Below are 13,032 nucleotides of genomic sequence, written 5' to 3'. Positions count from 1 at the left end.
CCCCCGAGCCCTGGTGCACACGCACCACCGCGGCGCCGACCGGCCCTCTTTGAGTACGCCCGTACGGCACGTACCGCCCGTACCGCCCGTACGAGCACCGTCGAGCGCGACGGCGGCGCGGGCTAGCGCCGGATGCCCTGGCCCGAGCCACGGGTGTCCGTACGGTCCGTGCCGGGTTCTCCGGACGGCTGGGCTTCCCTGAGCTGCCGCCGTAAGCCGAGCTGGCGCCAGTCCGCTTCCCAGAGCGGGGCACGCTCGGCGTTGCCCGCGAGCGTGACTCTCTCCTGCTCGGAGAGGCGTCGCCGGGCCTCTCCGCGCAGCAGCCCCTGTCGTTCTGGCGAGAGATTTCCCAGGCGGGTGACGAAGCGGTTCAGGTCGCTGAGCAACTGAGCGGCGAATTCCAGCTCATGCTGCCGGAAGTTCTCCACGACCTCGGCCTGAACGCGCGCCACGTGCTGCGTGAGCCCATCCGGGGCAAGGCCGACGACGAGGTCGGGCTCGTGATAGCAGCGTTCCCCCAGGAGGATGCCCAGGGCGGAGACTTCCGGCCGCGCAATCACGTCGCGTCGCCATCTGAGCGGCGTGCGGTCCCTCTTGCTGCTGTTGCAGCTCCGGCACGCGGGAACGAAGTTCGACACGTCATCGCGCCCGCCCTCGTTCATCGGAACCACGTGATCGACGGCTTGAGCCGGCTCCCAAGTGCAATAGGTGCAGTTGCCTTCATTGGCCGTGAGCACAGCGTTCCGGACGACCGCAGGGAGTGAGCTTCTGTCGCTGGGGTGCATGCGCGAAGTATGGAGGCCACTACTGACAGTGCGGGGCGCCGCGAGACGGTGGCCCCGCCCACCGCACACACGACAAACGCCCCGCATCAGCGAAGAGGCTGATCACGAGGCGTTGCGGCACTTTGCGAAAAGTACCCCCGGCAGGATTCGAACCTGCGCACACGGCTCCGGAGGCCCATGCGGTTCTGCGTGTATGGGCTGGTCGGCGCACTGATCGCGACTCGGTCTGGCTGGATCACGCCGCAAATACGCCGTGGGCGGTCTGTGGCCATCGGCAGGTGAGCGATACCGTCGAACGTGATCTAGGCGGCGGGGAGGCGCGTGGCATGGCGGAGGAGTTCACCGCAGAGGCGGCCGGGGCGGTATTGGAGGAGGCGTGCCGTTCGGCCGGCCTGGAGCCTGCGGGCGCCGAGCTGCTGCGGCTCGGCTCCAACGCCGTATACCGGCTGGAATCTGCGCCCGTGGTCATTCGAATCGCTCGCGATCCGGAGAGCCTGGAGAGCATGACGCGGGCCGTCGGCGTCGCGCGGTGGCTGGAGGGGGAGGACTTCCCTGCCACGCGGGTCGTACCGGGAGTGGAACAGCCCTCGCTGATTGGCGGCCGGGTCGTCACGTATTGGGAGAATGCTCAGGATGAGGTCGAGTACGGGCGCCTGGATGAGCTGGGTGACTTGCTCCGGCGGCTTCATTGGCTGGAGGAACCGGAGGCGCTGAGGCTGCCGTACTTCGATCCATTCGCGAAGGTGTGGGGCGCGCTCCGGGGCTTGGACGGCATCACGGATGAGGACCGTACGTTCCTGGAGGAGCGTGCTGGGGCGCTCAACAAGGCGTATGACCGGCTGGACTTCGTGCTCCCCTTCGGCCTGATTCACGGTGACGCCAGCATCGGCAACATCCTCCGGGAGCGGACCGGTCAAGCGATCCTGATCGACCTGGACGGCTTCGCGCTGGCGCCTCGTGAGTGGGATCTCGTACAGACTGCGCTCTATTACGATCGCTTCGGCTGGCACACGCGGGCTGAGTACGAGTCGTTCGTCTATCACTACGGGTTCGACCTGATGAACTGGCCGGGGTACCCGGTCCTGGCGGACGTGCGAGAGCTGATGATGACGCTCTGGCTGGGACAGCAGGTGACAACCAGTGCCGAGTCTGCGGAGGAGTTCGCGCGCCGGGTGGAGACGATCCGGAGTGGTGGCAGCAGGCGCGATTGGAAGCCGTTCTAGTCACTCAAAGCGGTCCCGTCCGGGGGGTGGGGTAGTTGTGAGCCAAGGGCTAATTGTCGGGCTTATTGCGGCTGTATGCGGGCTCCTCGGTACAGCCTTCGGGGCTGTAGTCACCGCGCGGGCGACGAAAATCGGTGCCGACAAGAGCGCGGAATCCGCTACTAAGCAGGTTCGGGATCAAGTGAATGCTGAGCATGCCCACTGGTTGAGGCAAGAGCGGCTCAATGCCTATGACGGTTTCCTCGAAGCATGGGATGAGTTCATGCGAACCATGCGTGGGGAGCAGGGTGCTAGGGAAAATGGGCTGACGGCCGTTGCGGGTCGCACGGGTGAACGGGCACAGCGCATTGCGCTGCTGGGGCCGAATGAAGTTGCCCTAGCTGCTGAAGATCTAGCAAAAGCAGCCTGGCAGGACGTTAACGCGCTGATCAACCTCGTTCAATCAGGTCGCGGCCTTCGGAATTCCGATCTTTTCGACTCTCCAGTACAGGAAGGGCATCTGGAGAGCCTGTCGGGTGCCATTGATCGCCTGGATGAGGTGCTCGCTGCTGCTCGTGAGGGCAGAGGTGGCACCGACGATGATTCACAAGTGTTCGAGATAATTCAGCAGGTGAATGAGAATCTATCTAGGGTGAATGAGGTGACTCGGCAACTTGACGAACGAAGCAATCTATTCGCAGTCTTCGGTGAAGAAGCATCCGCGGCAAGTGAGTTGATATCTGCTAACGCCGAGTTGCGTGCACGCAGTCGTGCGCGTTTTGTTGCAGAGGCGAGGCGAGCCCTCAGTTCACCTCCACATTGAATTGTGGCAATCCATTAGCTGTTCTTAGGCGGAAAGCGTGATGGCGCCAGTTGCGAGCCAAATGCGGTGTTCGGCGGCCTGCTCCTCGAAATCGGAAAGCACGGATGCGTTGCTGATCTCTAACAGGTCCTCCCGGAATTCCCGGAGGTAGGCAACGCATCGTGCCGACTTGAGCTGTTCACCAAGGTCCAGCGCATCCAGGGCGACACGGCACGCTTCCTCCGGCTCGCCTGCTCGTAGGTGTGCGTCGGCAAGCACCATCGTGGCGAAGAAGTCGCTCCGCACGTGCGTGCCGCTCATCGCATGCTCCGCGTGGGCCACAGCCTGCTTGGCGCTGTTCACATCACGGAAGCAGTGAGCCGCCTCGGCGGCGAGTTCGGCCTCATCGAAGTACGTGATCCATTCGGGCTCATCGTCGCTGTTGCGGCTCTCCAGGGCTTTCGTCGCCTCCGCGAGGGCCAGTTCGCACGCGCGCGTATCGCCCGTACGCGCCAGTGCGCGGGCCTCCATCGCATGGAACTGCGCCATCAGCGTCGGTGTGGCCACGCCGGAGATGCCCATCCGGGCGGCACGCGCCAGTGTCGCGGCCTCTGTGAAGTTGCCAAGGAACGTCGCCTGATGGCTCATGGCGGAGAGGATGCTCCCGGCCAGCCGGCGGTCATCGCCGTCCTGGGCGAGACGGAGAGCCTGAAGTAAGTAGCGCTGGGCAAGACCGTGGTGGCAGGCGTCATACGACATCCACCCGGCAAGGAGCGTGGCCTCGGCGGCGGCAGAGAAGAGCGCACGGCCCACGGGCTCGGTGTACTGGCCTGTTAGCAGAGGGGAGACGTCTCGGCTGAGGTACTGGATCACGGACTGGCGGGCGTGGTCTCCGCCAAAGCGGTCGTCCAGCATGGCGAAGGTATCGCCGGTTGACTTGATCATCGCCACGTCCGCCAGCCCAACACGTACGCTGCTCGTGCTGGGCTTCGTAGGGAACGAGGGATCCGGGGCAACGAGCCAGCGGAGGGACGCCTCATTCCATGCGGGCTGTGACGCCTCGGACAGAAGTAGCGGCTCGTAGCCGTGGAGGTCTGCCCGCCAGAGTTGATCGACGGCGCGGAACGCGTCCTCGGGCGTGGGCGGATAGCGGGCGTCGAGCAGACTTGCGTCATGCCCCGTGAGGTGGTTCAGGCCCAGTTCCGCCGCGTCCATGCCGAACGCCTCGCAGATCAGGGCGCCGTAGAACTCGTCGGGCATGCTGTGCCCGTTCTCCCAACTCGCGATCCGCCGCTTCACGCTGGCGTCTGCGGGCAGAGCCTTGCCGTGTCGGGCGGCGGCCTGTCCCAACTCCCGAACGACGCGGAGCTGACTCCAGCCCCGCGCTTTGCGGGCGTTGACGTGCAGGATTCCGAAGGGCCGGTTCCCCTCCAACGTGATCGCCTCCCGCGCTGGCCCCGCTGTGCCCTGTCGCCTCCGTCTGAATCTACGGAACGTAAGCCTCCTGTGTCTCGCGGTGATCCATGATCCTCCTTACCGAAGACGGGTGACGCGGGGTGACGCGCCTACCGGGTGGGCGTCATCCCCCGTCACCTCTCGTCATCTGCCCAGCTCAGACGGCGCGCGCCACGGTGGTATCAGGCGGCCGACCGGCCGACCGAAAGGCCAACTGAGGTGACCTGACGTGCAGATGATGACGAGACGCGGCGTGCAATGGCTCTCCGCTGCGGCAGACAACCCGGAGGAGTGTCGGGAGCGTTGGGCGGCTGACCCGCGCAGCCCGTACGCGCTGCCGACCGGCCGGCTCTTCGATGTCGTGGCGATTGAGAAGCGCCTCGGAGTCGAGACCTTTGACCAGCTCGTACGCCACGGGATGCCGCTCGGCCCCGTGATGGCTGACTGGGCGGCGAGCATGGTCGGCTTCTTCCTGCCGTCCGGCTCACGCGAGTCCTTCACGCACATGCTCAAGAACGAGGCGGCCGGGTCGCTGGAGTACCGCTACCTGGACAAGGGGTCCGTCGTGGTGGTGCCCGGACCGATGCCGCTCGGTGGCGAACGGTTCGCCTGGTTGCACGCGCCGGTGCGGCGGCCGGAGGTGACGCTCGGACGTACGGCGGCGGTGGCCGCCATGCTCGTCGCGGCCTCGGTGGTGGTCTCCCGTGCGGACCGCTACGGGCAGGGCTACACGGGTGGTGGTTCGGAGAGCGAGGCACCCCATGCCTGCTGAGCCCGAACACGACGGAGCTGGTGACGACTCGCGCTGGTCCCCGATCGACAGCAGCGAATGGCACGCGGCGCGGGACGCGGTGGCCGCCCTTCGGGACGTGCTGATCGCTGCGGGTATGGAACGCGACTTCCCCTACCTCAGGGCCGACTTGAACGCGTTCGGGCACGGCCTGATTGAACTGGGCCGCGTCTCCCCGCACACGGCGGATCGGCTGGCGGCCCTGCTGCGGAAGTCGCTCGACTGTCCCCAGGAAGTACCCCGGCGAGTGGACGACTGAGCGAGAGCGGATGAGGTGGATGACATGACGGACCCGATGGGCGTGTGCGCGAGGCGTGCGGAGGATTTGCGGCCGGGCGTTCCGTACGTGCGGGGCTGGGCTGAGGGCAAGCGTGGCGCTGATGCCCTGGCGGAGCTGCTGCGTGAGCTGGGCCTGGAAGCTGACTTCCCGGGCCTCAAGGCCGACGTGAACGTTTTCGGGGACGGCATCGTGTGCCTCGGCCAGGTGCGACCTGCGGCGGTGGAGATGCTGGCGCGCGTGCTGGCGAACGGACTGGCCGCCGAAATGGCGGAACGGGCCGCCGACGCTCCTGCTGCTTGAAGCCCCGTCGCCCCTCCGACTCCGGTCCCTCCGTGAGGCCGGATACGGGCCCCGTACGCCACTGCTCGCCTCCGCCTTGGCCATGGCAGTCGGCGTACGGGGCTCTTGTGCGTGGTCGGAGTCGACGGAAAGACGGGCACGCGGACGGCCGGAGAGTGTTGGGCCGGTGGCCTGCCCGGACTGGGGTCGGGCATGTTCAGGGGGCCATACGCTGGTCGGCGACATCGGGCAGCCCTTGGCCTGCCCGCTGAAGTGCCCGATGTGGCCCCCTGGGCTTGCCCGACGCGGGGCCCGGCCCGGGGAGGTGGCTCAAGACTCGGAGGCCGGCCGCCCCAGCCACGAACCTTCTGGTCGGTGGCTTCCTTGCCAAGACTTCGTGCGTGCTGGTCGGCCTTGTCCTTCGCGGGCGGCTCGGCCGACCGGCCGGGACCGGCGCCCCAGCGCCGCAGCCCGGACGGGGCGGCCCAGCCGCCCGGCGGCGCGTGAGCGCCGCCCTTGAAGACGTAGAGAAAGTTTGAGCCACGGACCACCATGGCCGTCACTCACGGTGAGTTTCGAGACGGGAGCAGCCGGTGAAATTCACGCTGGGTAACGCTCAACTGGGCCGTTTTGTAGGTGTGTTGGGTATCCTTCTGCGTGACGCACTCTTCAGGCGTTGATCACTCAGCGCCGGGCGGTGCGCAGGGTGCCGAAGCGTTGTCGGTTCCCTGCGTGCCGTCCGGAATGCGGGTCGCGGCACTGCCGGGAAAGGTCAATGCGATGGAGGTACGGCTTGAGTGGGCCCAGTGTGTCGCGTGAGGCTCGTGGCTCAACACGTGGATGGTGGCAGGCGCTCGTTGCCTGGATCTTCGGCTTTATCGGGAAGATCTGCGGGCAGGCAGTAGCCGAAGCGATCTTCGGCGGGCATGACGACGGGCCCGGACGCTAGTCCGGACCCGACTCACGGAACAGTGCCTCGCTCTGGGATCTGCTTGCCGGCTGCCCAGGGCGGGGCCACTCATTAGGTCCTCTTGAGGAGTAGACCTCAAGAGGACTGTACCGCACCCGATAGGCCATTGATAGATCATTCGATAGGCCATTGATGGATCATTCGATAGGCCATTGAATGGGCGCGTGGGCGCCTGACCTGGGATTCTGCCTTCGTGGGTCGAGTGCTCTTGCCGGTGATGTGGCCTCACGAATACGCAAGTTCGAGATCGTCACCAGGCAATCGAAGCTCCTCCAGGGCGAGCGGCTTACCGGCTTCGGTGGCCGTCACTCGCAGCAGTTGCAGCATCGGCACCCCATCCGGCAGCCGCAACGCCTTCGCCTGATCCGGCAACGGCATCCGCGTCCGCACGTACTCCGTGAAGTGGAGTTCGTGCCCCAGCTCGGCAAGCGCTCCGTACAGCTCCGGCGCGGGCGGCGGGGCCTGATCCTCGTACTTCGTGCCGACCAGCACGGAGAACGGCACGTATGTGCGGTGGAGTTGGCGGAGGCGGCCTCCGTCGGCAGTCTGGAGCACGTCGTACGTGAACAGTGGTTCGCCCGGTGGGACGCGCAGAAGATCGGCGAGAGCCAACGGGGCATCGGTCCGCGTCGCGGTGGGTTCCTCCGCGTTCGTCCATCGGATGCCGTCCGCCTCGACGTACCGGCCGTCCGGCTCCCGGCGCACGCCGCGCGGGCGTGTGAGGCTGGGGCGGCTGTGCGGGGAGCGGACGAATCCGCCGCGTCCGGCCATGACCTCGACCAGGCCGGAGGCCCGTAGCTCTGCGATGCCCTGTCGGACGGTCGGGCGCGTGACCTCGAACTGCTTCGCGAGGGATTCCTCTGATGGGAGCGGCTGGCCCGCTGGGTACGTGCCGTCCATGATGCCCGCCCTCAAGTAGTCCGCGATCTGGCGGTACTTGGGCTTCTGCGGCTCCTTGCTGGGCCTTTGCTTCACCATCGGGGTCTCCGTCGTCTGCTCGCCGTCAGCCCGTACAGCGTCTCCCATCACCACCCGGTTGACAACCCGTACTACGGGCTGCACGCTGGATTCCTCACCCGTACTACGGGTGGTAAAGCAACCCGAAGGAACGGCCTTCGGGGGCGACAGCAAAGGAGTTCAGACAGTGGTAGCCCTGCCGATCGACACGGCGAAGTTCACCGGGATCATCTGCGCCGTTGCTCCGACGCCCCGCGTCGCCAACCGCGAGACCGGACAGCTTCGCGTCGACCGCGAAACGGGTCAGACCGTGTTCCAGGTCGGCCTGTGCCTGATGTCCGCGACGTCGGCCGACGTCGTCAACGTGAGCGTGGCGGGTGAGCCGTCCGGCGTGCAGAACGGCTTGCCGGTCCAGGTCCGCGATCTGGTCGCCACGCCGTGGGAGAACGACGGGCGGCACGGCGTCGCCTTCCGGGCGGCCGAGATCAAGCCGCTCACCGCTCCCGCCTCGTCCGCCTCCTCCGGGAAGGGGGCCGGGCAGTGAATCTCTCGGCCTCCCTCCTCGTGGTGGCCGCAGTACTGGCGTCGGGCCTGCTCATAGCGGGCCCGGCCCTGCGCCGCCGCTACCCGGTCGCGTGGTGGCTGTGCCTCGGCTTCCCCGCCGCGTCGTTACGAGTCGTCCGTACGTGGCGCCCGCTCATGGCCGGGTGCGGGCTGGCGGTGAGCCGTAAGGCCGCGCTCACCGTGGTCTCCGGGCTCGTCGGCAACGGCGCGCCCCCGCCCCAGCCCCGCGTTCCCCGCTACGGCTTCATACGGCCGACGCGCGGCGGCTTCTGGTTCCTGGTCCGGCTCCTCCCGGGGCAGGTGCCCGAGGACTTCGTCAAGGCCGCCCCGGCCATGGCGCACGACTGGGAAGTGCACGCGGTCCGCGTGACGACTCCGAAACCGGGCGTCGTTCACATCTCAGCCTTGGCAGCCGACCCGCTGAAGGAGCCTCGTGCGCCGAAGCAGCGCACCGCCGGCCGTCTGCTCCGGGTGGCCGTCGGTGTCCTCGAATCCGGCGCACAGTGGGTCATCGACCTGCGCGAGGTCCCGCACTGGCTCATCGTCGGGGCGACGCGCTCCGGCAAGTCAACGTTGATCAACGCACTCGTGGCGGGCCTCGCCCGGCAACGCGTCGCGTTGGTCGGGATCGACTGCAAGGGCGGCATGGAGCTTTCGCTCTACGCCCCGCGCCTGTCGGCCCTCGCCACGAACCGCGCGCAAGCGGTGAAGCTGCTCGGCGCGCTCGTGGATCTCACCTTGGACCGGATGGCGCTCTGCCGCGCGGCTCGCGTACGGAACGTCTGGGGCCTGCCGGACGAGAAACGCCCGGTGCCCGTCGTCGTGATCGTGGATGAGCTGGCGGAGCTGTTCCTAGTCGCCAACCGCAGCGAGAAGGACGAAGCGCAGGCGGCGGCAACGGCGTTGATCCGGATAGCCCAACTCGGTGCGGCCCTGGGCCTCTACCTCGTCGCGGCGGGGCAACGGGTCGGCTCGGACCTTGGCCCCGGCGTCACGGCCCTCCGTGCCCAGCTCGGCGGCCGAGTCTGCCACCGCGTGGCCGACCCCGGTACGGCGGAGATGGCGCTCGGGGATCTCAACCCGGATGCGCTGATCGCGGCGCAGTCCATCGCGCCGGAAGAAGCCGGGACTGCGGTTCTTGCCTCGGCCGATGGCTGGGATCGGGCTCGCTCGCACCTGGTTTCCGAGACGGATGCGGAGGCGGTCGCGGAGGAGTTCGCGCATCTGACGCCCTGCATCCCGGAACTGGTGGAGGCGGTCGGCGGTGCCTCGGTGAACGACGGCCCGGCCGTCCACTTCGAACGGCTCGACGGCGACGCGGGAACGGAGGGGTGAGGCGCCGTGCTGCTGTCCATGTCGGCCGTCGTGCTGCTCGGCCTGCTGATCTGGTTCCTGCTCCACATCCGGTACTTCAAGTGGCTGGACGTGCTCCTCTGCGGCGTCTTCGGCTTCCTGCTCGCCAAGACGGCCGCCTCGTCCGCCATCTACGCGGCGCTGCTCGCCATCTCCGGCTTCCTCGGACAGCTCAGGTTCTGAGAGAGGAGGCGAGAGCTGTGATCACCCGGAAAACGGGCTCCCGACGGGGCGCGAAGTCGCCAAACCCGACCCCGTCAGGCAGCCCCTCCATCCGCCACGTAAGTAGAGAAAGGAGTATCCCTACCTTGTCCACCGCGAATCGTTCGCGCAAACCGTCCCGCTCGCCCTGGTGCGAGCTGAGAGAAGAGGAACAGTCGACCTGTACGGGCCGTGAGCAAGTTGTACTCGTCGATGTTGAGGGCGAAGAGCATCACGTTTGCCCCGGGCATGGAGCGGCACTCTGGCTGACGGAGCCCAGCCTCCGGTTCTCGGCCAAGACGCGTCCGGAGGCCATCGCCGCCGTGATGCGGGAGGCGTTCGGGGGTGCGCGATGACGTACCCCAGCGCAGCAGTCGCGGCCCTGGTCGAGCGGGCCAACCGTGCCGACTTCGACGCCTGGCGCAGGAGCCTAGTCCGCCTCGGCGGCTGCACGAACCCGGTTCACCTGGTTGGCTCGGCCTCGCTGGTCGACACGGCGACAGGGGAGCGGCTGCACTCGTACGGCTCCGACGCCTTCGGCGGCCGTCTCCTGGTCGCGTGCGGCAACCGCCGTGCGGCGGTCTGCCCGTCATGCGCTCAGGTGTACCGGGCGGACACGTACCAGCTCATCCGCGCCGGACTCGTCGGCGGCAAGAGCGTCACGGCAGAGGTCGGCGGACACCCCCGGGTGTTCGCCACCCTCACCGCTCCGGGCTTCGGCCCGGTCCACACCCGGCGTGAACGGGACGGCCGGGTACGTCCCTGCCGTCCCCGCAAGGCGGGGGAGCGCTGCCCGCACGGTGCTCCGGTCGGCTGCCACGTCCGGCATGTGGAGTCTGACCCGCGACTCGGCGAACCGCTGTGCCCGCGCTGCTACGACTATGCCGGGGCGGTGCTGTGGCAGGCACAGGCGGGGGAGCTGTGGCACCGCTTCACGCTGGAGCTGCGGCGCGTACTCGCTGACCGTGCCGGGCTCTCCCGTACGGAGTTGAGCGACGCCGTACGGCTGTCGTACGCCAAGGTCGCGGAGTACCAGCGGCGCGGTCTGGTCCACTTCCATGCCGTGATCCGCCTCGACGGCCCGGACGGTCCGGGGCAAGCTCCGCCCGGCTGGGTAAAGACGGCTCTCCTGGCGGACGCCGTGCGGGAGGCAGTCAGCCGGGTCCGGCTCTCTGCCTTTGGGGCCGACGTGATCGGGCGGCGCGTCCTGCGCTTCGGCACGCAGACCGACATACGGCCGCTTGGCTCGTCGGACACCGCCGTCGCGGCGTACATCGCCAAGTACGCGACGAAGGGCGCCGAGTCGGCTGGCGCGGTGGATGGCCGCATCTGGCACGCGCGAGACCTGGCCGTGCTGCGCGTACGGCGTCACACGCTCCGCATGATCGGGACGTGCTGGTGGCTCGGCGGCCTGCCGCCCTTCGAGCCGCTGCGGCTGCGTCGCTGGGCTCACATGCTCGGCTACCGGGGCCACTTCTCCACCAAGTCCCGCCGCTACTCCACCACGCTCACGGCTCTTCGTGAGGCACGCACGGAGCATCGCGCGGCACAGCAGCGGGCCGCCCTGGGCCTGGCCGACCGTTCGACGGCTGTCCTGGGGGAGTGGCGCTATGCCGGGCGCGGCTACAGCCCGGAGGCGGCCCTCGTCGCGGCCTCGCTCCGTGAAGGGGGCGACGGTCATGGCGCGTGACGAACTAATGACGGTTGCTCAGGTGCTGGCCGAACTGGGCGGTGTTTCCCGGCGCACCTTCTACCGCTGGCGGGAGATAGGGCGCGGACCCGCGTCGCTCAAGCTCCCCAACGGCGAAATTCGTATCTGGCGGAGCGAATTCACGGCTTGGCTCCGGCGGCGAGAGGAGACAGCCGCGTGAAGTCACAGGACGTACGTATCTGGGAGATCCGCCGGAATAAGTCGAGCAAGCGCCCCTCGTACGAGGTGCGTTGGAAGGTTGCCGGAAAGTCGTTCTCAAAGACCTTCCGTACCAAAGCACTGGCGGATAGCCATCGCTCCAGCCTGGTAAAGGCATCCCGTGCTGGGGAAAGCTTCGACACAGAGACCGGCTTGCCGGACTCGATGACGGAGGCTCCGCCTTCCCTGACTTGGTATGAATTCGCTCGCAAGTATCTCGCGATGAAGTGGCCGCACGCGGCTCCCAACTCCCGAGACAGCATGAACGAGACGTTGACGCTCGTCACGACGGTTCTCCTGGAGAAGAAGCCGGGTCGGCCAACGGATGTGGTGCTGCGCAAGGCCCTGCGTGGCTGGGCCTTCGTGCACTGCTCCACTGGAGAGGAGCCGGAGCGCCCCGCCGAAATCGCCAATGCCCTTGCGTGGGTGGAAAAGGCATCCATGCGCCTTACGGAGCTGAAGCGACCGGCCATCATGCGGGGCGTTCTGGATGCGCTCACCCTCAAGCTGGACGGGAGCCACGCCTCGCCGGAAACGGTCCGGCGTAAGCGCGCGGTCCTGTCCAACGTGCTCCGCTACGCCGTGGAAGTCGGGGAGCTGACCGAAAACCCGGTGTCCGCTGTCCAGTGGAAACCGCCGAAGATCGCAAAGGAGATCGACCGCCGGGTCGTCGTCAATCCCGATCAGGCCCGGGAGTTGCTGACTGCACTGACGTACGTGGGCCTATACAAACGGGCGCGTGGCCGTCGCATGGTCGCTCTCTTCGCGTGCATGTACTTCGGCGGTCTCCGTCCGGCGGAGGCGGTCGGGCTCCGGATCCAGGATTGCGAGCTGCCTGAACGGGGATGGGGGCGTCTCAACCTGCACCGCACCCGCCCGACTGTGGGCAAGCGCTGGACTGGAAACGGGGCTGTGCACGATCACCGGGGCCTGAAGAATCGATCGGAGGACGAAGTCCGGCCGGTACCGATCCCGCCCCACCTGGTGCGGATGCTCCGGAGGCACGTGAAGGAGTTCGGCACAGCGGACGACGGACGGCTGTTCTGCAACGAGCGGGGCGGCGTCATCGGCTCGTCGTCGTACTCCCGCACCTGGGAGGACGCTCGGGCCCTGGCCCTGACTCCGGAACAGTTCGCCTCCCCGCTCGCGGGTACCCCGTACGACCTGCGGCACGCGGCTCTGTCCTCCTGGCTCAACGCCGGGGTGGACTCGGCAGAGGTAGCGGAGCGGGCCGGGAACAGCGTGGAGGTCCTGCTCACCCGGTACGCCAAGTGCCTCGACGGCCGACAGGAGATCGCCAACCGTCGCATTGAGGAACTGCTCGGCGGCGAACCGGCGGAAGAACCGGACGAAGAAGAGGAAGAAGACGGGAGCGGCTGACCGCCGCACAGCTACAGTCAGGCCCCTGGGGAGCATCCCCGGGGGCCTTCTCGTTGGCCGTGCTGACCAGCGAAAACGGGCTCTGCGCCATCCCACGAATACGCC

The 13,032-nt window shown here is 67.5% G+C and carries 14 protein-coding genes; 11 read left to right on the top strand and 3 right to left on the bottom strand.

The window, feature by feature from the left end; all coding sequences use genetic code 11:
* Nucleotides 1–122: 122 nt before the first annotated feature.
* Nucleotides 123–785, bottom strand: a complete 663-nt coding sequence (locus tag ABD343_RS11415; protein WP_344526842.1) for an HNH endonuclease — start codon at nucleotides 783–785, stop codon at nucleotides 123–125.
* Nucleotides 786–1,111: 326 nt separating this feature from the next.
* Here ABD343_RS11415 and ABD343_RS11410 point away from each other — a divergent pair, with 326 nt between their 5' ends.
* A complete protein-coding gene (locus ABD343_RS11410) occupies nucleotides 1,112–2,008 on the top strand; it encodes a phosphotransferase (protein ID WP_344526840.1) in 897 nt (298 codons plus the stop codon).
* A 37-nt stretch (nucleotides 2,009–2,045) separates the two neighbouring features.
* Nucleotides 2,046–2,810, top strand: coding sequence for a hypothetical protein (locus ABD343_RS11405; protein WP_344526838.1), 765 nt, complete (start codon nucleotides 2,046–2,048; stop codon nucleotides 2,808–2,810).
* A gap of 24 nt (nucleotides 2,811–2,834) precedes the next feature.
* Here the strand turns inward: ABD343_RS11405 and ABD343_RS11400 are convergent, their stop codons facing one another.
* On the bottom strand, nucleotides 2,835–4,223 hold the full coding sequence (locus ABD343_RS11400) for a helix-turn-helix domain-containing protein (protein ID WP_486387848.1): 1,389 nt from the start codon (nucleotides 4,221–4,223) through the stop codon (nucleotides 2,835–2,837).
* 256 nt (nucleotides 4,224–4,479) lie between these two features.
* On the opposite strand from ABD343_RS11400, the gene ABD343_RS11395 reads away from it, so the two are divergent.
* The 3 genes from ABD343_RS11395 to ABD343_RS11385 are packed head-to-tail and all read left to right on the top strand — an operon-like array spanning nucleotide 4,480 to nucleotide 5,614.
* Complete coding sequence (locus ABD343_RS11395) at nucleotides 4,480–5,016, top strand: bifunctional DNA primase/polymerase (RefSeq protein WP_344528508.1); 537 nt, start codon at nucleotides 4,480–4,482, stop codon at nucleotides 5,014–5,016.
* Nucleotides 5,006–5,293: a hypothetical protein gene (locus ABD343_RS11390; RefSeq protein ID WP_344526836.1), complete on the top strand. Its 288-nt coding sequence runs from the start codon at nucleotides 5,006–5,008 to the stop codon at nucleotides 5,291–5,293. The genes ABD343_RS11395 and ABD343_RS11390 overlap by 11 nt, the downstream gene beginning before the upstream one ends.
* A gap of 24 nt (nucleotides 5,294–5,317) precedes the next feature.
* Nucleotides 5,318–5,614 (top strand): Maf family protein, encoded by a 297-nt coding sequence (locus tag ABD343_RS11385; protein ID WP_344526834.1) that lies wholly within the window; start codon nucleotides 5,318–5,320, stop codon nucleotides 5,612–5,614.
* A 1,174-nt stretch (nucleotides 5,615–6,788) separates the two neighbouring features.
* Here ABD343_RS11385 and ABD343_RS11380 read toward each other — a convergent pair.
* Nucleotides 6,789–7,541, bottom strand: coding sequence for a GntR family transcriptional regulator (locus ABD343_RS11380; RefSeq protein ID WP_344526832.1), 753 nt, complete (start codon nucleotides 7,539–7,541; stop codon nucleotides 6,789–6,791).
* A gap of 166 nt (nucleotides 7,542–7,707) precedes the next feature.
* Here ABD343_RS11380 and ABD343_RS11375 point away from each other — a divergent pair, with 166 nt between their 5' ends.
* The 6 genes from ABD343_RS11375 to ABD343_RS11350 all read left to right on the top strand — a co-directional run bounded on the left by ABD343_RS11375 (nucleotide 7,708) and on the right by ABD343_RS11350 (nucleotide 12,927).
* Nucleotides 7,708–8,064, top strand: coding sequence for an SCO3933 family regulatory protein (locus ABD343_RS11375; protein ID WP_344526830.1), 357 nt, complete (start codon nucleotides 7,708–7,710; stop codon nucleotides 8,062–8,064).
* Nucleotides 8,061–9,419 (top strand): FtsK/SpoIIIE domain-containing protein, encoded by a 1,359-nt coding sequence (locus ABD343_RS11370; RefSeq protein WP_344526828.1) that lies wholly within the window; start codon nucleotides 8,061–8,063, stop codon nucleotides 9,417–9,419. The genes ABD343_RS11375 and ABD343_RS11370 overlap by 4 nt, the downstream gene beginning before the upstream one ends.
* A gap of 6 nt (nucleotides 9,420–9,425) precedes the next feature.
* On the top strand, nucleotides 9,426–9,620 hold the full coding sequence (locus tag ABD343_RS11365) for a hypothetical protein (RefSeq protein WP_344526826.1): 195 nt from the start codon (nucleotides 9,426–9,428) through the stop codon (nucleotides 9,618–9,620).
* 370 nt (nucleotides 9,621–9,990) lie between these two features.
* Nucleotides 9,991–11,328: a replication initiator gene (locus ABD343_RS11360; protein ID WP_344526824.1), complete on the top strand. Its 1,338-nt coding sequence runs from the start codon at nucleotides 9,991–9,993 to the stop codon at nucleotides 11,326–11,328.
* Nucleotides 11,318–11,509, top strand: a complete 192-nt coding sequence (locus ABD343_RS11355) for a helix-turn-helix transcriptional regulator (RefSeq protein ID WP_344526822.1) — start codon at nucleotides 11,318–11,320, stop codon at nucleotides 11,507–11,509. Before ABD343_RS11360 ends, ABD343_RS11355 begins: the two co-directional genes overlap by 11 nt.
* Nucleotides 11,506–12,927 (top strand): tyrosine-type recombinase/integrase, encoded by a 1,422-nt coding sequence (locus tag ABD343_RS11350; RefSeq protein ID WP_344526820.1) that lies wholly within the window; start codon nucleotides 11,506–11,508, stop codon nucleotides 12,925–12,927. Before ABD343_RS11355 ends, ABD343_RS11350 begins: the two co-directional genes overlap by 4 nt.
* The last annotated feature ends 105 nt before the right edge of the window (nucleotides 12,928–13,032 follow it).

This window comes from Streptomyces albiaxialis, from assembly GCF_039530985.1.
In the GTDB taxonomy this organism is placed as follows: domain Bacteria; phylum Actinomycetota; class Actinomycetes; order Streptomycetales; family Streptomycetaceae; genus Streptomyces; species Streptomyces albiaxialis.
This window is presented reverse-complemented; position numbering and strand designations above follow the sequence as displayed.